The organism is Caballeronia sp. LZ035, from assembly GCF_031451175.1.
GTDB lineage: Bacteria > Pseudomonadota > Gammaproteobacteria > Burkholderiales > Burkholderiaceae > Caballeronia.
Map to the genome: position 1 here is coordinate 1,999,530 of NZ_JARUXS010000001.1, position 25,052 is coordinate 2,024,581.

The 25,052-nt window shown below is 64.4% G+C and carries 22 protein-coding genes and 1 pseudogene; 13 read left to right on the forward strand and 10 right to left on the reverse strand.

Annotated elements, in window-relative coordinates; all coding sequences use genetic code 11:
• Positions 1–8: 8 nt before the first annotated feature.
• Positions 9–1,033 (reverse strand): annotated as a pseudogene (gene tehA / locus QCE88_RS09485) (dicarboxylate transporter/tellurite-resistance protein TehA).
• 191 nt (positions 1,034–1,224) lie between these two features.
• Positions 1,225–2,202, reverse strand: a complete 978-nt coding sequence (locus QCE88_RS09490) for an alpha/beta hydrolase (RefSeq protein WP_309901255.1) — start codon at positions 2,200–2,202, stop codon at positions 1,225–1,227.
• A 140-nt stretch (positions 2,203–2,342) separates the two neighbouring features.
• Here QCE88_RS09490 and QCE88_RS09495 point away from each other — a divergent pair, with 140 nt between their 5' ends.
• Complete coding sequence (locus tag QCE88_RS09495) at positions 2,343–2,669, forward strand: hypothetical protein (RefSeq protein WP_309901257.1); 327 nt, start codon at positions 2,343–2,345, stop codon at positions 2,667–2,669.
• Between the two features lie 7 nt (positions 2,670–2,676).
• Here QCE88_RS09495 and QCE88_RS09500 read toward each other — a convergent pair whose 3' ends face one another.
• Positions 2,677–4,155, reverse strand: a complete 1,479-nt coding sequence (locus QCE88_RS09500; protein ID WP_309901259.1) for an NCS1 family nucleobase:cation symporter-1 — start codon at positions 4,153–4,155, stop codon at positions 2,677–2,679.
• 195 nt (positions 4,156–4,350) lie between these two features.
• Between QCE88_RS09500 and QCE88_RS09505 the strand changes: the two genes are divergently transcribed.
• From QCE88_RS09505 to QCE88_RS09525, 5 genes are all read left to right on the forward strand, one after another.
• Entirely contained in the window at positions 4,351–4,521 is a 171-nt protein-coding gene (locus QCE88_RS09505) for a hypothetical protein (RefSeq protein WP_309832335.1), read from the forward strand.
• A 78-nt stretch (positions 4,522–4,599) separates the two neighbouring features.
• Positions 4,600–5,517 carry a YihY/virulence factor BrkB family protein gene (locus QCE88_RS09510; RefSeq protein ID WP_309901261.1) on the forward strand — a complete coding sequence of 306 codons (918 nt, stop codon included), beginning with the start codon at positions 4,600–4,602 and terminating at the stop codon, positions 5,515–5,517.
• Positions 5,518–5,582: 65 nt separating this feature from the next.
• Positions 5,583–6,485: a DMT family transporter gene (locus QCE88_RS09515; protein ID WP_309901264.1), complete on the forward strand. Its 903-nt coding sequence runs from the start codon at positions 5,583–5,585 to the stop codon at positions 6,483–6,485.
• A gap of 592 nt (positions 6,486–7,077) precedes the next feature.
• On the forward strand, positions 7,078–7,854 hold the full coding sequence (locus QCE88_RS09520) for a hypothetical protein (RefSeq protein WP_309901266.1): 777 nt from the start codon (positions 7,078–7,080) through the stop codon (positions 7,852–7,854).
• A gap of 13 nt (positions 7,855–7,867) precedes the next feature.
• Positions 7,868–8,971: a GGDEF domain-containing protein gene (locus QCE88_RS09525; RefSeq protein ID WP_309901269.1), complete on the forward strand. Its 1,104-nt coding sequence runs from the start codon at positions 7,868–7,870 to the stop codon at positions 8,969–8,971.
• A gap of 33 nt (positions 8,972–9,004) precedes the next feature.
• On the opposite strand, the gene QCE88_RS09530 is transcribed toward QCE88_RS09525, so the two are convergent.
• Positions 9,005–9,916: a recombination-associated protein RdgC gene (locus tag QCE88_RS09530; RefSeq protein WP_309901272.1), complete on the reverse strand. Its 912-nt coding sequence runs from the start codon at positions 9,914–9,916 to the stop codon at positions 9,005–9,007.
• A gap of 126 nt (positions 9,917–10,042) precedes the next feature.
• On the opposite strand from QCE88_RS09530, the gene QCE88_RS09535 reads away from it, so the two are divergent.
• Both QCE88_RS09535 and QCE88_RS09540 read left to right on the forward strand, forming a co-directional pair.
• Positions 10,043–10,909 (forward strand): methyltransferase, encoded by an 867-nt coding sequence (locus QCE88_RS09535; protein ID WP_309901274.1) that lies wholly within the window; start codon positions 10,043–10,045, stop codon positions 10,907–10,909.
• Positions 10,910–11,023: 114 nt separating this feature from the next.
• The gene (locus QCE88_RS09540) at positions 11,024–11,344 is read left to right on the forward strand and encodes a hypothetical protein (protein ID WP_309901276.1); all 321 of its coding nucleotides are present in this window, start codon (positions 11,024–11,026) and stop codon (positions 11,342–11,344) included.
• Between the two features lie 88 nt (positions 11,345–11,432).
• On the opposite strand, the gene QCE88_RS09545 is transcribed toward QCE88_RS09540, so the two are convergent.
• Complete coding sequence (locus QCE88_RS09545; RefSeq protein WP_309901278.1) at positions 11,433–11,588, reverse strand: hypothetical protein; 156 nt, start codon at positions 11,586–11,588, stop codon at positions 11,433–11,435.
• Between the two features lie 164 nt (positions 11,589–11,752).
• On the opposite strand from QCE88_RS09545, the gene QCE88_RS09550 reads away from it, so the two are divergent.
• The 3 genes from QCE88_RS09550 (at position 11,753) to QCE88_RS09560 (ending at position 14,695) form a co-directional block, all read left to right on the forward strand.
• Positions 11,753–13,147, forward strand: coding sequence for a selenium-binding family protein (locus QCE88_RS09550; RefSeq protein WP_309901281.1), 1,395 nt, complete (start codon positions 11,753–11,755; stop codon positions 13,145–13,147).
• A gap of 19 nt (positions 13,148–13,166) precedes the next feature.
• A complete protein-coding gene (locus tag QCE88_RS09555) occupies positions 13,167–13,790 on the forward strand; it encodes a hypothetical protein (protein ID WP_309901283.1) in 624 nt (207 codons plus the stop codon).
• Positions 13,791–14,086: 296 nt separating this feature from the next.
• Positions 14,087–14,695 carry a class I SAM-dependent methyltransferase gene (locus QCE88_RS09560; protein ID WP_309901284.1) on the forward strand — a complete coding sequence of 203 codons (609 nt, stop codon included), beginning with the start codon at positions 14,087–14,089 and terminating at the stop codon, positions 14,693–14,695.
• Positions 14,696–15,007: 312 nt separating this feature from the next.
• Here QCE88_RS09560 and QCE88_RS09565 read toward each other — a convergent pair whose 3' ends face one another.
• The 3 genes from QCE88_RS09565 to QCE88_RS09575 are packed head-to-tail and all read right to left on the reverse strand — an operon-like array spanning position 15,008 to position 20,948.
• Positions 15,008–16,465 (reverse strand): efflux transporter outer membrane subunit, encoded by a 1,458-nt coding sequence (locus QCE88_RS09565; protein WP_309903486.1) that lies wholly within the window; start codon positions 16,463–16,465, stop codon positions 15,008–15,010.
• Between the two features lie 53 nt (positions 16,466–16,518).
• Positions 16,519–17,733: an efflux RND transporter periplasmic adaptor subunit gene (locus QCE88_RS09570; RefSeq protein ID WP_309901286.1), complete on the reverse strand. Its 1,215-nt coding sequence runs from the start codon at positions 17,731–17,733 to the stop codon at positions 16,519–16,521.
• 2 nt (positions 17,734–17,735) lie between these two features.
• Positions 17,736–20,948 (reverse strand): efflux RND transporter permease subunit, encoded by a 3,213-nt coding sequence (locus tag QCE88_RS09575; protein WP_309901287.1) that lies wholly within the window; start codon positions 20,946–20,948, stop codon positions 17,736–17,738.
• Between the two features lie 569 nt (positions 20,949–21,517).
• Here QCE88_RS09575 and QCE88_RS09580 point away from each other — a divergent pair.
• Positions 21,518–21,841, forward strand: a complete 324-nt coding sequence (locus QCE88_RS09580; RefSeq protein WP_309901290.1) for a DUF4148 domain-containing protein — start codon at positions 21,518–21,520, stop codon at positions 21,839–21,841.
• A 250-nt stretch (positions 21,842–22,091) separates the two neighbouring features.
• Here the strand turns inward: QCE88_RS09580 and QCE88_RS09585 are convergent, their stop codons facing one another.
• Together QCE88_RS09585 and QCE88_RS09590 are read right to left on the reverse strand one after the other, a co-directional pair.
• Positions 22,092–23,210, reverse strand: a complete 1,119-nt coding sequence (locus QCE88_RS09585; RefSeq protein ID WP_309901291.1) for a hypothetical protein — start codon at positions 23,208–23,210, stop codon at positions 22,092–22,094.
• A gap of 192 nt (positions 23,211–23,402) precedes the next feature.
• Positions 23,403–23,651, reverse strand: coding sequence for a hypothetical protein (locus QCE88_RS09590; RefSeq protein ID WP_309901293.1), 249 nt, complete (start codon positions 23,649–23,651; stop codon positions 23,403–23,405).
• A gap of 263 nt (positions 23,652–23,914) precedes the next feature.
• Here QCE88_RS09590 and QCE88_RS09595 point away from each other — a divergent pair, with 263 nt between their 5' ends.
• A complete protein-coding gene (locus QCE88_RS09595; protein ID WP_309901295.1) occupies positions 23,915–24,958 on the forward strand; it encodes a DUF2235 domain-containing protein in 1,044 nt (347 codons plus the stop codon).
• Positions 24,959–25,052 lie beyond the last annotated feature (94 nt).

Here is a 25,052-nt window from a genome sequence, read left to right on the forward strand (position 1 = left end):
CGCCGGGTTTAGTGCGGCAGGGTGGCCGCGCGGTGGCTGACCGGTTGGGCCGGACTGCTTGCGCCGGCGGGCACGGGCAGCAATTCGCCACGCACGATGGCCCGCACCGTGCCCGCAATCAGCAGGCCGATCACCACGTTCGACAGCACGAAGGTCACTGGCGCGAGCCATTCGAGCGGGCCCGTGGCGCCGCGTTCGAGCATGCGCAGCATGAGCGTCGGCAAGGCGGCGGCGCCGAAGCTCACGGCCCAGTAGGCCGGCGTGAAGGCGCGCTGGCGGATCCACGGAACCAGCCGGATCACCAGCAAGGCCTGATAGAGCCCGTAGCCGAGCAGCATCCAGGCGAACACATCGGGCACGCCGTGCGTGATCGCGAGATAACTCACCCCGCCGACGACGGGCGGCGCCAGCTGGATCCCGAGACTCGGACGCATTGCTTCCGGCAAGGGTTCATGCACGGCGGCGCGATGCAGCACGATGGATTCGATCGCGAGCCACGAGAACACGCCCGCGCCGAAGAACAGCGCGCCGAGTTGGGTGAAGTTGAGACTCGCGGCGGCCGTGCCCGCGACGAAGCTCGGCGCGACGGTCGGCAGGTAGATGGCGGGCGTGCTCAGTTCGGGCTTGCGGCCGCCTTGCCAGAAACGGCCGTGCAGCCAGCCCCAAGGGCAAGCTGGCCAATCACGCCCAGCGTGAAGAACGCGATGGCGAGATCGCGCGAATAAATCTGCACGGCTTGCGCGGCGAGCAGCACCGACACCGGCACGAGCGCCGCGAACGAGGACTGCACCGGATGCTGCAATTCGGCAAGCGCCGCCGCGCGCGCGACGCGCCAGGTGCGGGCGTAAGCAATCAGAACCACGAGCAAAACGGCGAGCGCGGCGGCGGTGAGAAATACCGGGATGGCATCCGGAATCGTCCAGACGCGCGCCGCCGCACGCCACGCGCCCGCGAAAGCCAGCGCGCCGACCGCGATGCCGAAGAACGCCACCGGCATCGGCGCGGGCTGGTGTGTTGCGCTGTTGCTGTTCATTGCTCTTCTCCTGGAAGTCGATGGAGAGAGCTTAGGGGCGCGGCGCTTCGGGATGAATGTCGCGGAGGATCGTTGGCCTGCTCGGGCGTCTCAATTCGCGGGCTGCGACGATCCGCCCATGACCCTAAGAGCGAAGGCCGCCTGCTCGTCCGACGTTCCTTGGAAGAACACAGCCTCCTTCTGTACGCACGCTACCGCCCCACGAACGCAACCACATGCCGCGCCAGCTCCAGCGGATACTGGAACATCAGCGCATGCCCGGCATCGGCCACGACGTCGAGCCGCGAACGCGGAATCATCTGCTCGAGCGCCCGGCCATTGGCGTCGGGCAGCACCGCGTCGTTCGCGCCCTCGATGACCAGCGTGCGCACCGGCGAGCGCCGCAACGCAGCGGCGGCGGCGCTATCGGCGAACCAGCCCTGCATCGCGCGGTTCTGCTGCGCCGCGACCGCCTCCGGCACCGGCCGGCCCTTGTAGCCCGGCGGCGCGAACATGTCGCCGACAAAGCAGCGCGACGCATCCGTCACCGCATCGGCGGGAAACAGCACGCCCATGATGCGTGCAAAGGCGTCCTTGCCGCCGCCCGACAGGACCGAGAGCACCTCGGGCGGCGTCGGCACTGCATCGGGCCCGGGCGGCGCCGTGGCGATCAACGTCAGCGATGCGACCTGGTCGCGCGCATCGAGCGCGAGCTGCTGCGCGATCATGCCGCCCATCGACCAGCCGACCACATCGACCTGCGACAGCTTCAGGCCCGCGATCACGTCGGCGGCATCGGCGGCCATGTCACGGATCGAATAATCCGGGCCGTAATGTCCGCCGACGATCGTCGAGCCGCCGATGCCGCGATTGTCGAAGACGATCACGTCGCGATGCTTCGCCAGTTCGCCCAGAAAATACGCGTTCCATTCGCCGAGTGTCGCGCGATAGCCGGTAATCAACAGAAGCGGCCGGCCGTGTCCGAACCGCGCATAGCCGATCGGTCCATTGCGGCCCTGCACCGTGCTCAGCTTCGCTGCGGGCGGCTGATCGGGACGTGCGCTGTGCAGCCCGCACAACTGGTCGGGGCCGAACGAGACACTTTCTGCGGACGCCGACGGCACAAACGCCGCGCAGGCGGCAATGACCAGGCACGACAAGAGGACACGGGCGAGCGGCACGGCTTTCATCCAATGCTCCAGGGGAGTGAGGTCAACGGCTCACGCGTGCAGAGGCTCGAACAAAAAGCCGACGCAGATCGTGACAGCGGGGAATAATAGGCGGCGGATCACGCGCCTTCAACAAGAGCTTAAAAACCGGAGTTCCAACGATGATGAACCGACTCGTCCGCTCGTGTCTTCTCCCTGCCGCCGCCGCGTTGCTGCTCGCCGCCTGCAGCACACCCGTGGAATTCTCGGCGACCGCCAGCCCGCCGCCCTGGAACGACAGCAGCGACGCCGACTTCACCGGCATGGACAGCGCGATGTCCGCCTGCAAGGCCACCGCGAAGCAGGCCGGCGCGGGCCGCTGCACGCAGGTCCGCGCCTATGAGGCCTGCATGAAGACGAAGAGCTATATCACCGTGCTCGGACCGGAGAATCCGCCCAATTGCGGCCAGCCCGACTGGGAGCAGGACGTGCGCAAATGGATCAAGTGAAGACTGGCTAGGACCGCTTCGCGAGGCGCATGAACAGCACGTAAAGCAGCGCGCCCGCCGCCGCGCCGATCAGCCAGCCGAGATTATTGGGCGGCAGGAGCTTGAGCATCTGCGTCGACAGCTCCCAGCCGACCGACACGATCCCCGACAGGAGCAGCGCCGCCAGCCCGACCTTGTTCCAGCCGCCGTCATAGTGGAAACGTCCGCCGGGCTGCATCGTGTAGAGATCGGCGGTCCGCACCTGCTGGCGCTTGACGAGGTAGTAGTCGGACATCATGACGCCGTACATCGGCGCGAGCACCGCGCCGAACACGGACACGAAAATGGTGATGGCCTTGGGGCTGTCGACGAAGATCCACGGACACACCATCACCGCCAGAACCGACGCGATCAGTCCGCCCTTCTTGAAGTCCACGTGCTTCGGGAACAGATTGGCGATGTCATAGGCTGGCGAAACGAAGTTTGCGACGATGTTGATGCCCATCGTCGCGATGATGAACGTGATGCTGCCGATCGCGACCCACACCTTGTTCTCGATGCGCGAGACGATCTCGACCGGGTCCATGATCATCGTGCCGAAGACCTTCTCGCTGCCCGCGGTGACGATCACCGTGATGATCGCGAACGCGACGAAGTTGAACGGCAGGCCCAGGAAATTGCCGACCTTCATTTGCCGCTCGCTCTTGGCGAAGCGCGAGAAGTCGCCGAAGTTCAGCAGCAGCGCCGCGAAATAGCTCACCACGAGCAAGGTGGCATTGATCATCGCGTGCAGTTGTTCGTCGCCGGACAGGACCTTGCCCGACAGCGTGAGATTGAGACTGCCGAGACCGGCGTGATAGAGGATCCAGCCCATCAGCACAAACATCACGACATACACCGCAGGCCCGCAGAAGTCGATGAACTTGCGGATGATCTCCATGCCGCGCTGGAAGATGACGAGCTGCAGGAGCCACATGAACAGGAAGCTCACCCAGCCGAGCATGTCGAGCCTGAGAAAGCTGGTGTCGCGCCACGCCGCCACCGACGGCACGAACAACAGCAGCAGCGTGGCCACGGCCTTCGATGCAAAGTAGGTCTGCACGCCATACCACACGATCCCCACCACACCGCGAATCAGCGCCGCGAGGTTGGCGCCCATGACGCCCATCGAGATGCGGGCCACCACCGGGAAGGGTATGCCGTGTACGAGACTCGGCTTGCCGACCCAGTTCATCAGCACATACACAACCAGGATGCCGATGGTCAGCGCGAGCAGCACCTGCCAGCCGGAGATGCCGAGCAGGAACAGGCTCGCGGCAAAGGTATAGCCGCCGACGCTGTGCACGTCCGACATCCACATCGCGAAGATGCTGTAGCCGTTCCAGGTGCGTTTCGAGCGCGGCACGGGCGCGAGGTCGTGGTTGTAGAGCCGCTCGTCGGGGTCGACGATCTCGGTGTCGGCACCGGGCGCGGCGGCATGGGCGGAGCTTGCAGGGGTGGCTGACATGGCGTCCTCCTGGACCGGTACGGAAGCGGACTGTCGAACGACTCGGGGCACGGCTCAAGGGCAAGAGTAGTTCATTCATTGGCGAAGGTGAATCGGACATCGACAGTCTTTCTAGTGGCTTGCCGCGCGTTAAAGTCCGATCGTGCCCTTGCCGTTATGCTCACCATGAGAAAAAGACGCCTCCCCTCCCGCGAGATGAACAATGCCTTCGCCGCTGCCGCTGAAGCGCTGGCGCTGTTCTGCCGCCTGCGTAACATCGACGCCACCGAACTTCCCGCCGAGGACGTCGATACCCTTCTCGATCTCGCTTTCGAAGAAGCCGCGCAGCAGGCCGCGGCACGCAGCGAAGCCCGCCGGCCGGGTTAAGGTCAAGCAAACATCCGCTACAGGCGTAAAACTTGCTCGTCCGCAAGGGATGCGCAGTGCGCGCCGCGCGGAGGTGGCATGTCCCGGATTCTCGGCCCGGTTCTGGGCCCGCAAGTACGCAGTGTCGCGCGTCACCCGTTCGGTTTCGCGCTGCGCACGCTGAAGGCGTTTCGCGCGAACCAGGGCGTATTGCTGGCGGGCGCGGTCGCGTATTACGCGCTGCTCTCCATCGTCCCCTTGCTGATCCTGATCGTCATCGTGCTGTCGCGTTTCGTCGGACAGCAGGAATTGCTCGACACCCTCGCTCATCTGCTCGAATGGCTCGTGCCGGGACAGGCGCGCGCGATCGTGCGCGAGCTGGCCAACTTTCTCGCGCATCGCGCGGTGCTCGGCTGGGTACTGCTCGTCACGATGATCTTCTTCAGCTCCCTCGCCTTCACCGTGCTCGAAAACGCGATGTCGGTGATCTTCGTGCACCGCGTCGCGATCCGTCGCCGCCACTTCCTGCTTTCCGCCCTGCTGCCGTATTGCTACATCCTGTTCCTGGGCGTCGGCATGCTGATCGTCACGTTCGTCTCCAACGGACTCCAGGCGATGGGCAGCAATTCCATCGACCTGCTCGGCATCGAGGTGTCGCTCAAGGGCGTATCGAGGCTGCTGCTCTATCTGCTCGGCTTCGCGGGCGAGGTCTTCGTGCTCACGTCGATCTATCTCGTGATGCCGGTCGGACGCCCTTCGCTGCGGCTTGCGCTATTGGGCAGCGTCGTCGCGGCCGTGTTGTGGGAAATCACGCGGCACGTGCTGGTGTGGTACTTCGCGACGCTCTCGCAGGTCAGCGTGGTCTATGGCTCGCTGACGACATCGATTGTCGTGCTGTTCAGTCTCGAAGCGCTGGCGACGTTGCTGCTGTTCGGCGCGCAGGTCATCTCCGAGTTCGAGCGTTTCGGCCATGAAGCCGAGGCCGATAAGCCGCCGCAAGGCTTCACCACGGATTGAGCAGCGCAGCATGAAGGGCGGGCACGCGTGCGCTACAGTGAGACGCCCCGTCTTCCATCCCGCCGATGTCCAAGCCCCGATCCGATGCCGCATCCCGAGCGCCCGCGTCATTCAACGCGCGCGTGGCCGTCCTGACGTGCAGCGCGATGCTGGCCTTCGCCGGCAACTCGCTGCTGTGCCGGCTTGCGCTCAAGGGCACGCAGATCGACGCGGCCACGTTCACGCTGGTGCGCATTGCGTCGGCGGCGCTGCTGCTTGCGGCGATCCTGATGGCGCGCGGCCGTGATCCGCACGCCAAGGCGGCACGTGCCGGCAGCTGGATCTCCGCGCTCGCGCTGATCGTCTATGCCGCGATGTTTTCCTATGCGTATGTGCGGCTACCGGCCGGCACCGGTGCGCTGCTGCTGTTCGGCGCCGTGCAGGCGACGATGATCGGTTACGGCCTCGCGAAGGGAGAACGGCTTGCGCCCGCGCAATGGCTCGGGCTGTCGCTTGCGCTCGCCGGGCTCGCCTGGCTCGTGCTGCCGGGACTGGCGGCGCCGGACCCGCTGTCATCGGCGCTCATGATCGCGGCGGGTGTCGGCTGGGGCGTGTACTCGCTGCGCGGGCGCGGCCTCGCTGATCCGGTCGCGGCCACTTCCGGCAACTTCCTGCGCGCGCTGCCGTTCGCGGTCGCGGTGTCGATTGCGGCGCTCGCCTTGGCGCGCGCCCGCTTCGACGCCGCAGGCTTCGGTTACGCCGTGGCCTCCGGGGCGCTGACGTCCGGCCTCGGCTATGTCATCTGGTACGCGGCGCTGAAGGGTCTCAAGCCCGCGACGGCCGCCACCGTGCAATTGAGCGTACCCGTCATCACGGCGGCAGGCGGCGTGCTGCTGCTCGGAGAAACCCTTGGAGCGCGGCTCGTGATGAGTTCGGTGGCCATACTGGGCGGCATCGCGCTCGTCGTGATGACGCGGCGAACTGCCTGAAAGCTTAACGATTGATTCATCCCGAATGGTGAAACTTCGGGAATCCATGTGAACTTTTAACAATTTCGAGCCACGAATGCCCATGCGTTCCGAGAACCCGCAGACGGCACGATTCGTATGTGCGCCAACTCACATACGCCCGGCGTGGTCCTCTGAAGAATGATGCATGCACGAGGCCTCATTTCTGGGGCTGGAACGAAGCCTGCTATGTAGTGTTTGGAGATACTTCGTTGTCGTGTTGCGCGATGCGGGACACCCCGCGCAGGGCGAGTCGGACGCTGTCGCATCCGTCGGTCCTGCCCGAGCGCGACACATTCCGCCCCATGTTCGACTGTCCGATAACGCCTGATGCATGGCGAGATCGGGCGGAAGCTGCTTTTGATGCGGCCGGCCCGCAGACGCCACGTTCCGCGCATGAGCCCTCTGCGCTGAACCGGGCGATGGCAGCACCGTTCCTGCTTCGGCTGATTCCGGTGCGCGTGCCCGTCGCCCCGTGCGACTGCATAAGCGGCTGCATGAACAGTTGACTGAGCGGGCGTGCGCGCTGCCATGGCGCCCGCCGTCCGACCCATACGTTCTGGAGAGTGCTGTCATGCCTCACCATGCTGAGCTACCCCCCGAGGAGCGTTTCGAGGCCCACCCTGGCCCGGCGAACGATCCGAGCGTCACCAACCTGCCTGCGCCCGAGCCCGACTTCGGCGATGAACCCTCGCCCGTGCGCGCACCGTTGCGCTTCGGGCGGCTCGCGCTGTGGATGGCCTCCGCGAGTGCGCTCGGCATCGGCGTGCTGGGAACCGTCGGCTACGGCATGTGGTTCAACCACGATCAGCGCGTCTATGCGGAGGCAATGGCGAGCGCGCGCAAGACGCTCGGCATCGAGCAACCGGTGATCGCCGCGCAAACGCAGTCGGCGGGTGTCGTAGAGGCGCCCGGCACCGCGCCCGCCGTGTATGTGGGCAACACGAGCGGCGATACGTCGGCGAACGTGACGGCGACGCCGCTCGATACGGCCGCGCCTTCCATGGAAGCGCCCACGACCGTCGCCGCCGCCGACGATGACGACAACAGCCAGGATGTGGCCGGCACGGCGGAACTCGCGACGGCCACCGCCCTTGCCGCGGCGCCCCGGACCACCGCACCCGCGCAAACGGCCGCGGCGCCGCGCCGCGCCAACGGCCCCACAGTCCAGCAGACGGCGCAGACCGGCAATCGCGCCGCGCAGGCAAACCAGGCAAACCCGGCGCGCCGGCGCACCGCGCATGCCAAGCCCGAGGGCGGACTGTTTGCCCGCGTCGGCGCGTTCTTTCATCGAGTGAGCTACCGACACAATGTTCCGACCCGTCAGCGAGAGGAGTATTCCCGTCCCTGATGAGACCCTCGCGATGCGCACCCGGCGCGTACTCGAACACGCGTTCCGCCGGGCGCGCGCGCGAGGCCCGGCACCGCTCGCCGGCACCGCGCTGCTATGTCTTCTGATGGGTTTGCTGTTCCTGGCTTTTCAGGTGCGCGCGATCTTCTCCGCGCAACTGCAACAGGAATATGTGGGGCTCGTGCTCGAGGCAGTCGAGCGCGCGGGCGCGGCTCGTGCAACCGCGTTGTCCCTGCAGGATGCGCCCGCCAGCGACCCGCAGCATCGCACGGCGTATCGCGAAGCGCGCCTCGAACTTTCCGCGCGCCTGGCGGCGTTGCATGCGCTCATCTCATCGAGTCCGGAACCGGCGCCGGCGCTGCCCGCCTCCGTGCTCACGCCCTCCGCGGCGCTCGGCGAAGCCAGCAGCGCGCTCGATTCCACCTACGCCTACTGGCGCACCGAGCGCGACCGCACGAGCGCGGACGTGCGTACGCGCATCCTGAGCGTGTCGCATACGCTGATCGCGCTGTCGGCCATCGTGTTTGGCGTGCTGATTACCGCGCTCGGCATGTATGCCAAGCGCAACCGGCAACTCGTCGGCCTCTCGAACGAATTCGAGCAGGCTTCGCTGCACGATCCGATGACCGGCCTGCCCAACCGCCGCAAGCTGTTTTCCGCGCTCGAGGAAGCGGCCGGCGAGCAAGCGGGCGGCAGCGGACGCATCGCGGTGCTGTATATCGACCTGGACGGGTTCAAGCGGGTCAACGACACGCGCGGCCACCGTATCGGCGATGAATTCCTGATCGCGGTCTCGCGCCGCTTTCGTCAGGCGGTGCGCGGCAGCGACCTGGTCGCGCGCATTGGCGGCGACGAATTCGCGCTGCTGGTGCAGTCGTTTTCGAGCGACAGCGAACTCGCCGCCATCGCCCAGCGCATCATCTCCTGCGTGCATGAGACCGACGCGCAGATGGGCTTGTCGATCGTGCGCGCGAGCATCGGCATCGCCAGCTATCCGGACCGCGTCGACGATTACTGGCGCCTCGTCAGCGTCGCCGACGACACCATGTACACCGTCAAGCGCAATGGCAAGAATGGCTTCGCGTTTGCCTCGGCATCCGCCTCGGCTTCTGCCTGAAGACGAAGCTGAAGTCGGAGCACGGAGCCCGCCTCAGGCCGCCGCGCGCAAGTCCTCTTCGCCGCCGAGCGCCTCGGTGATCGCCGAGAGCATGCGCGCGAGTTCGCCCGTCATCAGGATGAAATCGGACTCGAAGCGCTCGTCGTCGTTGGCGGCGGTGGGATCGGCGGCTTCCTTGATGACGTCGAGCGCACTCACGCGCTTCAGCGTGAGCGACGGCGTCAGCACGAACGACACGCGGTCGTCCCACGTCATGGCGAGGCGCATGCACTGCTTGCCCGCCTCGATGTGACGGCGCATGTCTTCCGCCTCGAGCGCATGACCGACGTAACGGACCGTCGCGTTGCCTTCGCCGGTCGAGCGCAGTTCGGTGTCGCGGTCGAGTGTGAAGCCGCTGGGCGCGTCGCCCGAGAGGAGCCACTCGGTCATCGCGGACACGGGTGAACGCGCGGTGCGCACGCTCGCGAGCGGCAGATCCGTGACCGACTTGACCAGCAGGCCGATGATGTCGTCGCACACCGTGGCGGAGGCCGAATCGATTGCAAGCCAGCCGTTGACCGGATCAATCCACACGCGTGTGTCGCGGCGAATGCTGAAGGCGCGCGGCAGCAGTTCGTCGGTGACCTGCTCCTTCAGATCCTTCATTTGCTTGCGGCCGGGCTTGAAGCCCTGCTGCTCTTCGAGCTCGGCCGCACGTTCCTTGACGAACTGCGTAACCACCGACGACGGCAATAACTTCTTCTCCGCGCGATACACGATAAGCATCTGGCGATTGATCGAATAGACGAGTTCGCCGTCACCGCGCGGCGCGACCCAGCCGCGCCGTTCGTTCTCGATGCTCAACGCCGCGCTGAACGCGAGCGGCGCGAGCCATTGCTGCAGTTGCTGCGGCGTGACGGACCAGTGAGCGGGCAGACGGTGAAGCTGGAGATTCTTGAACCACATGGCGCGGAATGTCGATGAGGGCGATTGCGGCAATCGGGGGCGACATTCTATACGACGTCTCCGCACCGCAGCAGGCTTGACCGGAAACGCGTATGGTGTCCCCTTCTTCGTTACGCATTCAATCCCATGGACATCGCCCGCCTGCACCGTGCGCACGCTTTCGCGCTTGCTGCCGTTTTCTCCGCGCTCGTACTGGGCGGATGCGCTGCATCGTCATCCACACCAGCGGCCTCGTCGCAAGACGCGGCCACGACATCGCTCGATGCCGCGATCGCCGGCCCGCAGCGCAGCGACAAGGCGCGTGCGCGCGATGTCTACCGGCATCCGAAGGAGACCCTGCAATTCTTCGATCTCGCGCCGACGCAGGCGGTACTGGAGATCGCACCGGGCGGCGGATGGTACACGGACATCCTCGCGCCGTATCTGCACGATGCGGGGCAGCTCTACGAAGCGCAATATCTCAGCACGTCCGCCGATCTCGCCGCCGAGGACAGCGACACCGATGCCGCGTACCTGCGCAAGCTCGCCGGCACACCGGCGCTCTACGGCAAGGTGGTGGTGGGCACGCTGCACGCGGGGCGGTTCATCGGCTTCGATGCGCATGAGCGCTTTGCACGCGTGCTCACGTTCCGCAACATCCATAACTGGATCAAGGACGGCCAGGTCGATGCGAATTTCAAGGCCTTCTACGATGCGCTCCAGCATGGCGGCGAACTCGGTGTCGAAGAACATCGCGCGCGGCCGGGAACGAGCGTGCAGCAGATGATCGATACGGGCTATGTGACCGAAGCGTTCGTGATCGAGCACGCGACGGCCGCGGGCTTCGTGCTCGCCGGACGCAGCGAGATCAATGCGAATCCGCGCGACACGAAGGATTATCCGCACGGCGTGTGGTCGTTGCCGCCGACCTTCAAGGGAGGCGATGCCGACCGGGCGCGTTATGCCGCGATCGGCGAATCGGACCGGATGACGCTCAAGTTCGTGAAACCCTAGCTGAGCCTGCCTGAGCCCGCCTGAGCCTGCTTACGCGGTTTGAACCGTGCGCGACCGGCGTTACACTAGGGACGCCTGAAACCCGATGACAGGCTGAGCGTGCAAGGAGCGATCATGAGTGACTTAGACGGCCAGCGCACCTTTCGCGGACTACCGCTGACGCCCGAGCAGGACGCGGAGATCCGGCACTACATCAAGAAGCGAAAGCAGCGCGGCGAACCGTGGGAAACGCCTGAACTGGAAGCGATGCTGCAGGACATGCTGGAGCCGCCTCCCGACGACGACACCTTCGTCGACGAGGAAACCGAAGAGGAAACGCGCGGCGTGGCCGAACGCGCATCGGCTTTCATCGACGAGGGCATGGATCCGATCGAGAACAGCGAGGAATGGCAGGCCGCCATGGAAGCCGAAGCGATGAAAGGGCCGCGCCGCTGATCGACGTTCCACACGAACACTTCAAGCAAACGGCGCCGGACGATGCCGGCGCCTGGTGCGCTTCAGCCCTGCATGCTGCACTGCACGCTCAATGCCTGTGCAACCAGTCGCGCTGCGGATGCGAGTCCAGCCAGCGCGGCTGTGGCGTATGAATATGCGGGTGCCGGCGCTGCATCACGAGCACCGCCGCGATGCACAACAACAGAAACACGCCCGCCATCACGCTGATCATCGGCTCGGTCATCGCAATCTCCCGTCGTCAAGGAGCGATACCTTGCATTCTAGGCCGCGATGCGCTTGCCGGCCCGACTTCTTTGGCATGGTCTTCATGCGTTGCCGCGACCAGGCGCACATGAAGCACTTGTGTCCTATAGTGCTTGGCAGGCGAACCGACGACTGGAGACGCACATGGCAACATGGAAACCGGATCCGAGCTTCTACCCTTCCCCGCGTCTTGCAGCGAAGGCGCCGCGCGAGACCCTCGCGTACGTGGCAACCTTCGACCCCGACCGCCGCGCACCCGACAAGATCGCCGTGGTGGATGTCGATCCGGATTCGCCGGACTATACGAAGATCGTCGGCGAAGTCGCGATGCCCGATACCGGTGACGAACTGCATCATTTCGGCTGGAACGCGTGCTCATCCTGTCTGTGTCCCAATGCGCCCCATCCCCATATGGAGCGGCGCTATCTGGTGGTGCCGGGACTGCGTTCATCGCGCATCCATATCATCGATACGAAGCCGGATCCGAAGAAGCCGGTCATCGTGAAGACGATCGAGCCAGCGGAACTTGCCGAGAAGACGGGTTATACGCGGCCGCACACCGTGCATTGCGGGCCGGGCGGCATCTATATCACTGCGCTCGGCAACGCCCAGGGCCAGGCGCCCGGCGGCGTGCTGCTGCTCGACCAGCAGAGCTTCGATCCGCTGGGCCGCTGGGAAGTGGAGCGCGGTCCGCAACAGCTTGCGTATGACGGCTGGTGGCATCTCGGCTACGACACCATGGTCACGAGCGAATGGGGCACGCCGGACACGTTCGAGAACGGACTCGTCCCCGAACTGCTGCTCGGCGCGAAGTACGGCCGCAAGCTGCATTTCTGGGACTTCACGAAGCGCAAGCATATTCAGGAGATCGATTTCGGCGACGAATATCAACTCGTCTTCGAACTGCGTCCCGCGCACGATCCGACCAAGGCCTATGGCTTCGTCAACTGCGTGATCAGTCTGAAGGATCTCTCCTCGTCGATCTGGACCTGGTATCGCGACAAGGACAAGTGGGCGGTGAAGAAAATCATCGAGATACCGGCCGAGCCCGCCGACGCCGACACGCTTCCGCCCTTGCTGAAGGGCTTCAATGCGGTGCCGCCGCTCGTCTCGGACATCGATCTGTCGATGGACGACCGCTTCCTCTACGTGTCCTGCTGGGGCACCGGCGACATGCTGCAGTACGACGTGTCCGACCCCTTCGCGCCGAAGCTGACGGGCAAGGTGCGCATCGGCGGCGTGGTGTCCCGCGCGACTCATCCGGGCGCGGCCAATGGCGCGCTGAACGGCGGCCCGCAGATGGTGGAGGTGAGCCGCGACGGCCGTCGCGTGTACTTCACGAACTCGCTGTATGGCGCGGTGGATGCGCAGTTCTATCCTGAAGGCATCGACGGCTGGATGGTCAAGCTCGATGCCGGTGCGGATGGCGGGTTGTCCGTCGACGAGAAGTTCTTCATCGACTGGCCGAAGGGACATCGGCCGCATCAGATCCGGCTGCAAGGCGGCGATTGCTCGTCGGACTCGTTCTGCTACCCCTGACACGCCGCGAGCCGACTGCATGGATTCTGCGTCGCCCACGCTGCTTCTCACGGCCGCGAGCCTCGGTGCTTTCCACGGGCTCAATCCCGCCATGGGATGGCTCTTCGCCGTCGCGCTCGGCCTCTATGCGAGAAGCCGGCGCGTCGCGCTGGTGTCGCTCGTGCCGATCGCGCTCGGGCATGCCGCGTCGGTCGCGCTGGTGCTGGCGGGCGCTCTCACGCTCGGCATGGCGGTGGGCCACGACATCCTCGCACGGGGTTGCGGGGCGGTGCTCATCGGCTGGGGCGTATGGCGGGCCTGGCGCGGGCATCGCGGCAGACCGACAGTGGGCATGCGCACCGGGCTCGCCGGGCTCGCGCTGTGGTCCTTCGTGATGTCGAGCGCGCACGGCGCCGGGCTGATGCTCGTGCCCGCGCTGCTGCCGCTTTGCACCGGCAGGATGACCGATCGAGCCTACGAAGCGGGCGCGCTCGCATTGATGGTGCACACCGGCGCGATGCTTGCCGTGATCGCGCTGATCTCGATGCTCGCAATGTCCATGCAGGCGCGCGGCGGTTTGGGCTTTTTGCGCAGCGGCTGGATCAACATCGATTGGCTCTGGAGTGTGGCGCTCATCGCATGCGGCGCGTGGCTCTTCCTGTAGTCTCCACGTTTTGAAAGCGCCTCGATGCAGGGTGCGCTGCGACCGCGCCGGCCAACGCGAAGGCATGGCGGCAGGCGGCTTGAGTTCGGCGGTCAACGGCTACCGTAGCCGATTGCGCGGCGCAGCGACTCCCGGCACTATCGCCCGGAACGATCAGTGAATATCGCGGCGCGCCACCGGAGCATCAGGCCGATAAACCACGTGGGGAGTTTTTGATGCGCGAGATTTCATACGAAGAACAAACCGTCAATTCAGGCAATCCGCTCGCTCGTTTCGCTCATCGCACGAGAATGTCGATGGCGATCAATCTCGTCAGCGAACTGTGTCCGGAGCGCGGCACCGTCGCGGATTTCGGCGCGGGACCGGGGCTGTTTCTGCATGCGCTCGGAGAAGCTCGCCCGGACGTGACGCTCATCGGTCATGACATGTTCATGGCGCCGGCGTTTCCGGAGATCAAGTATGCGGAGTCGCTCGGGTCCGTGGCGACCAACAGCGTGGACGTGCTGACCGCATTCGAGGTTTGCGAACATCTCTACGATCACGAGCTCGATGCGCTGCTCGACGACGCCTCGCGGATTCTCAAACCGGACGGCGCATTCGTCATTTCGGTGCCGATCATGTATGGCCTCGCGATCGGACCGAAAGTCTCGAACTGGATGATCCGCAGCCGCTCGTTGCATTCCGAATACTCGCCCGCCGAATTCTTCAAGGCGATGATGGGGATCCGCGTGAGCCGGCCGGAGAATCCGCGCACGACGCACAAGGGCTTCGACTTCCGCGAATTGCGCGATGTCGTGAGCAAGCGCTTCCGGATCGATGCGACTCAGCTCAGTCCGCTGCCCATCGCGCCGTGGTGGATGAGCTCGCAGTTCTTCATGACCTGCCGGCCGAAGGGCAAGAACTGAGAGACTGTGCGCGGGGCGAGTTGCGTGGTCGCGTTTGCGTACGGATCGGAAGCTTGAAAGCGCCGGGTCTTTGAGATCATCAGGGATCCGGCGTTTTGCATTTTGAATGCTTGATGCTGAATGCCAGGCGGCATTTTGCATGCATCATGCGGCATGCAGAGCGCGGTAGGCACAGAGCCGAGCGCAGTGGGGCCAGCCTGAGCAGCCGTCGCTGTTGCTCCCATCGCTACGGATCGCTCCTGCCAATGGCATTATGCATTTTGCATTTCGCATGCATGATTCCATCTGGCCGAATGCATGCAAAATGCCTTATCACTCGCGCCGCGATAACTCGTCCGTGCCGGGCAGCTCGGCGACACTCCAGCCGCCCCCCAGTGCCTTGATGAGCGCAACGCTCGCCGACATCCTGCGCCGCTCGATGCGCACCGCCGCCCGTTGGTCCGACAACACGATCGCCTGCGTCACCACCACGCTCAAATACGTGATCGCGCCGTTTTCATACCGGTTGCCCACTTTCGAAAGCGCGCGTTGAGCGGCGTCGACGGCATCGCGTTGCGCCGCGCTCTCACGGCGCAGCACGTCCAGCGCGTTCAGGTTGTCCTCCACCTGACCGAAGGCCGAGAGCACCGTCTGCCGATAGTCCGCGACGCTCTCGTCATAAGCCGCACGCGCGGCATCGCGTGCCGCGGCGCGACCGCCGAAATCGAGCACCGTGAACGCCAACTGCGGCCCGAGAGACCAGAAACGGCTCGGCGCCTCGATCCACGAACTGAAGTGAGTGGCTTCCAGTCCGCCCGTCGCGGCGAGCAACAGATTCGGAAAAAAAGCCGCCGTGGCCACGCCGACGCGCGCATTCGCGTCGGCGACGCGCCGCTCGGCCGCCGCAATGTCCGGCCGTCGTTCGAGCAACGCAGAGGGCACGCTGAGCGGCAGCGCGTTCAGCGCAGCCGAAGGTCGAGGCGCATGCCCTTCGTTGAGCGGATCGACATCCAGCGAAAAACTCGAGGGCGGCTCGCCGACGAGAATGGCGATCGCGTTGACGAGACTCGCGCGCGTCGTCTCCAGGTCGATCAACTGCGCCTGTGTCGAACGAAGCTGTTCCTCCGCTTGCGCCACGTCGGACTCGGCCGCAACGCCGCCCGCGAAGCGGTCGCGCGTCAGCGCGAGCGCCTTGTCGTAGGCCTGCAGCGTGGCCTGCAAGAGCCGCTCTTCCTCCACCGTGCCGCGCAGATCGAAGTAGTCGGTGGCGAGTTCGGCCTGCATCGAGAGAATGGCGCCCTGCAGGTCTGCCGCACTCGCCTGCACCTCGGCGCGGCCGCCTTCAACCGCGCGCGAGATGCGCCCCCACAGATCGGGCTCCCAGGAGATCTGGGCATCGACGAGATAGTCCGGCACCGTCACACCCGCGCTCGATTTGTACAGCACGTTGGACGACGCACGCGACTGATTGAAGGCGGCATTCGTGGTGATCGTCGGGAAGTACGCCGATCGGGTCTGCGCCACGGTTGCGCGCGCCCGGCGATAGCGCGCCGCAGCCGCGGCCACGGTCTGGTTCGCTCCGGCGACGCGTTCCTCCAGCGCGTTCAACTGCGGGTCGCCATAGACTTCCCACCAGGGTGCGCGTGGCGTGGCGTCGGCGGGCCGGGCGGGCTTCCAGTCCTGCGTCGCCGTTGCCGGGACGTCCGACGGAATCTGCGTTTTGTATGCAACCGGCATCACAACGTCCGGGCGGACATAGTCGGGACCCACCGCGCACCCTGAAAGCACCATCGCGGCAAGCCATGCGAACGGCCTGCCTTGCCGAAGAATGAAGGCAGCCCTTGTCACGACTCGCTTCCTTCCGGCTTCGCCCCACCCCCGCGCGGCCCTTGCGCCGCGCCGCCATGAGTCTTGCCGATCCGCACCGCTGTCCCGTCGATGATCGAATCCGGCGGATTCACGATCACGCGTTCATCGCCCTTCAGGCCCGACGCAATGGCTACTCGCGTGCCGTAGTCCGTACCGAGCGTGACTGGCAACAGCTTGACGCGATCGTTGGCATCGACGCTCGCGGCATGCACGCCATCGGGACGGAACAGCAATGCATTGCCCGGCAGCGTGTACGAAGGCGTCGCGCTCGTCAGCCGGAAACGCACCTGCGCATAGGCGCCCGCAAGCAGTTCGCCGGTCGGGTTCTTGACATCGACTTCGACGCGCATCGTGCGTGCGACCGGATCGACAGCGCCGGCCGTCCGCACGGTCACGCCTTCGAACTTGCGATTGCGATCTTCATTGAGCAGCAGCTCGGCGGGCAGTCCCACCGTGACCATGCGCGCATAAGCCTGCGGCACGTCGACGAACACCCGCAGCGCCGACGCATCCTGTATGTGGAACAACTCACGCCCTGCCGCGCCGCTGCCCGCATCGATCAGCTGCCCGACATCCGTGTTGCGCGCGGTCACGACGCCATCGAAAGGCGCATAAATCTTCTGGAACGACACCAGTTGTTCGAGCCGCGACACGTTGGCTTGCGCGGCATTGAACGCGGCTTCCTTGGCGAGCATGTCGCCGTTCTTCTCATCGGTTTCCTGGCGCGATACTGAATTGTTCTTGAGCATCTGCGTCCAGCGCTCGGCCGTGGTCTTCGAGAGCAGATAGTTGGCCCGCGCGGTCTGCGCATCGGCGCGCGCCTGGCGCAACTGGTCGTTGATCTCGGGCGCATCGATCTCGGCGAGCAACTGCCCCTTCTTCACCCGCGTGCCGATGTCCACGGTCCATCGCTTCAGATAACCGTTGGTGCGCGCAAAAATGGGTGCATCGGAGAACGCGCGAATATCGCCCGCCAGCACCAGATCCTGCGATGCCTTCATCCGCGCCGGCCTGATCACCTCGACCGTCTGCACGCTGTGCTCGCTCACATCGCGCTCCAGTTCGGCATGCGCCGCATGCCGCGAGACGATGCCCTGCGCGACGAGCGCGACGACCACCACGAGCGCGGCCACGAGCCACCAGCGCCCGCGCTTTGGCTTGTCGGATCGTTGCGACACCTGCTCTTCCATGCTCACTCCGCCTGCGGATCGTTGGTTTCAATGCGCGGTGCGCGCGCCGCCGCGCCCGGTCCCTTGCCGCGCGCTTCCATGCGCTGATAGATCATCGAGAACACGACCGGCACGAAGAACAGCGTGGCGAGGGTGCCCACCATCAAGCCACCGATCACCGCGCGTCCGAGCGGCGCGTTCTGCTCGCCGCCCTCGCCGAGTCCGATCGCCATCGGCACCATGCCGATCATCATCGCGGCAGCCGTCATCAGCACCGGACGAAAGCGCGTATAGCCTGCTTCCAGCGCCGAACGCAGCGCGTCGCCATGTTCAGCGAGCGCACCGCGCGCGAAGCTCACCACGAGGATGCTGTTGGCCGTCGCGATGCCGATGCACATGATCGCGCCCGTCAACGCGGGAATGGAGAGCGTCGTATGCGTGAGGAACAGCATCCACACGATGCCCGCCAGCGCGCCCGGCAAGGCCGTGATGATGATGAACGGATCGAGCCATGACTGGAAGTTCACGACGATCAGCAGATAGACCAGCACGACTGCGAGGATGAGCCCGAACGCGAGACCCGAGAACGAACTGTTCATGGTGTCGACCTGCCCGCGCATCTCGATCGACGAGCCTTTGGGCAACTCGCTGCGCGCTTCGTCGAGGATGCGTTGCACGTCGTCCGACACTGCGCCGAGGTCGCGCCGCTCGGTGGTCGCATAGAGGTTGATGGTGGTCTGCGCGTTGTAGTGATACACGACGGCATCGCGCGCACCACGCGACAGCGATGCAAGCGCGCCGAGAATATTGGTCTTGCCGCTTGCCGACGTGACCGGAATGTTCGCGACTGACTGCAGCGAATCCATGTCGTACTGCGGCGCCGTCGTGATGACCTGATAGCTCACGCCGTTGACGGGATTGAGCCAGAACGTGGGCGTCGTCTGCTGGCTGCCCGAGAGCGTGATGAGCAGGTTGTTCGCCACGTCGCGCTGCGTGAAGCCGGCCTGCAGCGCCTTCGTGCGGTCCACTTCGACGTTGATCGATGGCAGGTCGGAAGGCTGCTGGATGCGCGCATCGACGAGCCCCGGCACGCGGCGGATCTTCTCCAGCAAGCGGTTGGCCAGCGCGCGGTTGGCCTGCACGTCGCGCCCCGTGACCGCGATATCGATCGGCGCGGGGACGCCGAAGTTGAGGATCTGGCTCACGATGTCGGCGGGCAGGAACGAGAAGGCCACGCCTGGAAACTCCTGCGGCAGGCGCTTGCGCAGTTCGCGGATATAGCCTTCGGTCGGCGCGTGATCCTCATTGAGGCTGATGAGCACGTCGGAATCCGCGGAGCTGATGGTGCCCGTGTTGCTGTACGAAAGATTGATGCCCGACACAGGCAAGCCCATGTTGTCGATGATCGAACGGACCTCGCCGTGTGGAATCAGTTGCCGGATACGGGCATCGACACGATCGGTCAGCGCCGCGGTTTCCTCGATGCGTGTGCCGGTCTTCGTGCGCATGTGCAGCGCGATCACGCCTGAATCGACGGCCGGGAAGAAGTCGCGCCCGAGGAACGGCGCAAGTCCGAGCGAAAGCAGGCAGCACAGCAGGAACAATGCAGCGAAGCGTCCGGGACGGGCCAGTTGCGCTTCGAGAAAACGTCGATAGCGGCCGCGCACCGCCTCGAAACGACGCTCGAAGCCAAGATGAATGCGCACGAAGGGATTGCGCGAGCCCTTCATCGCTTCGACATCGCCGCCCATGTGCTCATGATGGCGCAGCAGATACTTGGCAAGCGTCGGGATCAGCGTGCGCGAGAAGAAGTACGAGGCCAGCATCGCGAAGACCACGGCTTCAGCCATCGGCACGAAGAGATAATGCGCGACGCCGGTCAGCAGGAACATCGGAATGAAGACGATGCAGATGGAGAGCGTCGAGACGAGCGTCGGCACGGCGATCTGCTGCGCACCATCGAGAATGGCTTCTTCCAGCGCCTTCCCCTGCTCCAGGTTCTGGCTGATGTTTTCGATGGCGACGGTGGCATCGTCGACGAGAATGCCGACTGCGAGCGCAAGACCGCCCAGCGTCATGATGTTGATGGTCTGGCCGATCGCGGAGAGCGCCACGATCGACGTCAGCATCGACAGCGGAATGGAGATCGCGATGATCAGCGTGGCGCGCCAGCTGCCGAGAAAGAGCAGCACCATCAGCGCGGTGAGCCCCGCCGCGATCACCGCTTCCCGCAACACGCCCGACACCGACGCACGCACGAACAGCGACTGGTCCGCGACCGGTTCGATTTTCAGGGATTCAGGCACCATGCCCCGCAACGTGGGCAACAGGTTCTTCACGCGCGCGACGATATCCAGCGTCGATGCATTGCCGCTCTTGTTGATCGTCAGAAGCGATGCACGCGTGCCGTCCACGCGCACGATGTTGGTCTGCGGCTGGAAGCCGTCGCGCACGTGCGCCACGTCACGGATATAGATCGTGCCCGCCGGACCCGTGCGGATGGGGATGTCGTTGAGGCCTTCGATTGAACCCGGACTCGCATTCAGCCCGACCGAATATTCCATCGGGCCTATTTTCGTGGTGCCGGTCGGCAGGATCAGATTCTGTGCGCTGATGGCGTTGACGACGTCAGTCGGCGCGAGGTTCTTCGCCTGCAGCTTGTTCGAGTCGATATCGACCATGATCTGCCGCTGCTTGCCGCCATAGGGCAAGGGCACCGACGCGCCCTGCACGGTTGCGAGCTGCGTCTTCAGGAAGCTGTTGCCGAAGTCATAGAGCTGCTGCTCCGTGAGTTCGGACGACGACAGCGCGAGCCGCAGGATCGGCACCGTGGAAGCGTTGAAGCGCAGGATGTTGGGCGGCGTGATGCCCGGCGGCAGCGAGCGCAACTGGGTTTGCGACAGCGCGGTGATCTCGGCGATGGCTTCATCGACGTTCGCACCCGGCTGGAAATAGATGCGAATCACCGCGATGCCGGGCAAGGATTCCGATTCGATATGCTCGATGTCGTTCACGGCCACCGACAGCCCGCGCTCGTAGTTCAGCGTGATGCGGCGTTCCATCTGGTCGGGCGGCAGACCCGTATAGGACCAGATGACACTGACGACCGGAATGTCGATATTGGGAAAGATATCGGTCGGCGTGCGCATGATGACGAGCGGACCGATGATCAGCAGAAGCAGCGACAGGACGATGAAGGTGTACGGGCGCTTGAGCGCGAGTCTGACGATCCACATCGAAGTTCCGCTTGCCCCGTTTGGTGTTCGTTATTCGAATCGTTGGATTGCCCGAAATGACCGGGCAAGAACATTCGCTACGATGACACAACTGAAGCTTACAAAACAATTTGCGCAAACGGTTGCGAGGGTTTATGCGGAAGGATTTCTGCTGACGAATGCGGGATTGCGCCGTTTACGACGCGACAGCGTGGATTTTTGATGGAGATCGGGCTTGTGTGTCTGGCGCGCCATGGAGTCGTCACAGCGGCACCGCCGCCGCGAGTCTAACGGGACACTGACCAATGATTAAGCGCCGCTTCAAAGAATAATCTTTACATTTCATGCAACAAAGCAATATTCAAGCTTGCAGCCAAGGCCTTCTTTAGCATCTCAAGCAAGCCCATGGCATGCCTCTCGCTAAAAGCTCGCATGACGCACAAAGCTCGTCTTAACGATTGTTCCCGTATCGACAAAGATCAATCAACAGATAAGAGAATGATCTTCAGCAGACCGCTCTTTAAACTCCGTTCCAAGCTGCTTGAAAAGAACGGCAGCATCATCAGACATCCGAATCGGAGTTATACATCATGAAGACGCTCGTTTCCGCCCTTGCTGTTGCTGCTGCCCTCGCTGTTCCCGCACTGTCGTTTGCTCAGCAATCCGATGCGCCGGTGTCGCGCGCACAGGTCCGCGCCGAACTCGCCCAGCTTCAGCAGGCAGGCTATAACCCGAACATCAGCGATCCGTCGTACCCGCAAAACATTCAGGCTGCCGAAGCCCGCGTGAGCACGCAGACGCTCGCCCAGGCGCCGCAAACGAGCGACTACGGCTCGGTGACGGCAGGGTCGTCGCAATCGGGACGCACGGTCGGCGCTCAGCCGCGTGCACTGGGCGCGTATTTCGGCCAGTAAGTCGGCCAGCAAGCGTTCCGGTCATCCGGAATCGCACTTTTCCGTCAGATCCATACCGGCGGGAATAGACAAAGAGCGGCATCGATGCCGCTCTTTGTCTTTTGCATGCGTGATGCAAAATGCTCTTTTGCATTAAAAATGCTGGATGCGAAACGCAAGCGCGCACGACATCCACGTTCATGCAGCATGCCGTGCTTCAAGCGTCGACAGACAGAGTCTCCATCGAACGGCTCGATACGCCTGACGTCCGTCAATTCGCGGGAATAGTCACCACGGGCGACTTCGACGTATCCGTCACCTCCGCGAGCGCCATCAGGTTCTGCACGACCGTGAACGCGTATTTCGAATCGAAGTCGCCGCGGTCGATCCAGTACGAAGACTCGTCGTAAAGCACGCTCACATAGGCATCCTTCGGCGGCTTCTCCCCCGTTTTCACCACGATGGTCGGCCGCGTTTCGCCGCCAATCAGCCCGATCGTCGGTTTGGTCGCGCCGTTGCCCACTTGCGCGTTCGGCACGGCGATCTGCGCGCCCAGATCGGTCAGGATGCCGAGCACCGAGCGCGTGACCATCGGAACACGGTCGTGATCCGCGGATTGCCCGTAGACGATCTCATAGGTCTTCATCTTCGGCGACAAACGCAGTAGCTTGCGCACGAGCGCCAGGTCGTCGGTGACCTGCTTGCTGTCGCCGCTTCGCGTGGCGCCGAGCGTGATGAATACTCCGCTCTTGTCCGCGTCGTTGATCCGGCTGGTCCCCTTGGCGGTCTTGTCGCTCTTGCCGTCGTCCGTATTGCGCGACTCGACGTTCAGCTCGCCCGCCAGTTGCAGACGGCGCAATGCCTGCAACAACAGGAAGAATTGCGGCGAGCCCGATGAATTCGGCCCGCCCAGCGCCGTGCCGTTTTGCAGCCCTGCGATCGACTGCGCCGTGATGCGCAGCAGCAGGTCGATCGGAATCCCGCTTTCCGCGAGCGGCATGACGAGCGTCGGCGATAGCGGCCGGATATACGCGCTAGCGTACGCATCCCCGGTGGTCGGCGTGAACGTGAAGGTGGGATGGTTCGAGTAGGACACGCTGCCGGTCGCCTGCGCATAGTTCGGCTGCGCGCCGGAGCCGGCGTTCACGATGGCGCCGCCGGTGGCATCGAAGGTGTAAGCCGCGATGATGCTGCTCACCGTAAGAAACGAAGGTGCATCCGCGAAGCGCAATCCGACAATCGCTGCAAGAATTTCACGTTTTTTCGCGTCGCCGAGCGCGCGGGCATAGTCGACCTGATCGGCCTTGAGGCGGCCCGGTCCGATGCCCGCGCAGCCTGCTGCGAGTACGGAGGCGGAGAGAATGGCGATCGATAGCGCTTTCCTTGTCATGGGTCTCAATGAAGGTGAAAGGGAGGATCGACGGCGTACCGCCGCGGAGCACCCGGGCGGCGGCCGCAAATTTCATACCTTTACCGGCGAATAAAAAACGGAACGCGTTGCAAAAAAAAAGCGAACGCCACCCGGCGCGTTGCACGCCGGTTATGCGGCAGGCCGGGCGGCCTGCCTCCAATGATCAACGGGTCATGCGTCCGGAGCAGGAAGCGCCCGATCCTGGGTCGGAGCTTGCAACGGACCAGGCGATTGCTCACGGTCCTGACGCACCGGCGTCTGGCCGATATGGCGCGCCGCTTCCCGATGCTGCGCGACGAGCGTATCGAGGCGATCCTGCGCGAGGCGCGGTCCATCATCGCGCGCGAATGCCGATGCGCCCGGTATCGCCAGCATGACCGATGCGGCGATCAACGCCGCGCCGAGAGGCTTGCTTTTCATGATTCACCCCGCTGATAGACGCGACCTGCTGTCCTGGCCGCGCACTCAGCATCGCACAAGGCCGCGCGGCGTGCGCGGCACGCATGTCCCTCCGCGCCCTGCTCATGCCCCGCTTATCCGCCAAAATGCAGTGCTTCGGTGCATGAAGCCCGTTTACATGCTTTGCGTGCTTGCACATGACGCCGCCGTTTCCTATTCCTTACATCGGGGCGTCAATTGTCATACCGGCGCCATCGAGTCAGGACCACCGGAGACCCGCGTTCATGAACCTCGCCATCTTCTTCGACGGCACGTGGAACGAACCCAACGATCGCACCAACGCCTATCTGCTCTACAAGCTCGCGCCGGAAACCGATCAGCAGGAAACCTTCTACGTGCCGGGCGTCGGCACGCAGGGCAAAGGCCTGTTCGCACTCGCCGACAAATTCCTCGGCGGCGCCTTCGGCGACGGCCTCAGCCAGAACATCAAGAGCGGCTATGCATGGCTGTGCCAGCGTTACAGGCCCGAAGCGAAGATCTACATCCTCGGCTTCAGTCGCGGCGCTTATTCCGCGCGCAGCCTGGCGGGACTCATTCGCAAATGCGGCCTGACCAACGGCTGGGACGCGGACTCGGTCGACCGGGCCTACGGCATCTATCGCGATGGCGATGTCGGGGTATCGGCCGAATCGGTCGTCGCCTTTCGCAAGCAGTTCTCGCGCGAGGTGGATGTCGAGTTCATCGGCGTGTGGGATACCGTCGGCGAACTCGGCATTCCGGTGGACGGCCTGCCGGTCCCGGGCTTTTCGAGTTACTACCGGTTCCACGACACCACGCTGTCGAACAGCACGAAGGCCGCTTATCACGCGATCGCGGCCAACGAATTCCGGTCGCTCTACAAACCGACCTTGTGGACACCCGGCGACGAAGCACGCGGCGCTCTGCCGCTCGAACAGCGCTGGTTCGCGGGCGCGCATGCGAATGTCGGCGGCGGCTATCTCAGTCCACCGCGCACGCCCGCGGATCTGCTGCCGCTGATTCCGGCCGAATGGCTGCGCCAGAAAGCCGCCGCGCGCGGTCTCGCCATCGACGGTCCGATCCAGATACCCGCGCTCGCCTACGATTCGCAGCCCATCGATTCGTACACCGAGTTCACCGCGCACCACCCGTTCCTCAAGTCGGTCTGCAAGGAGGAGCCGCGCACCGCCGGTCAGGCCTTGAACGAAACGATCGATCCGAGTCTCGTCGCGCGGCTGCAGGATCCGGGCTTTCTCAGCGCGTATCCGGCATTCGTCACGCAACTGAAGGCGCTTACTGTCGGCACATGAACGCGTAGTCGAATGCGCACGCCATGCGCCGATAGTTGCAATCGCAATCATCCATGCGCGTGGCCGGCAACACGTCCGTCCGCAGCTCATGCTC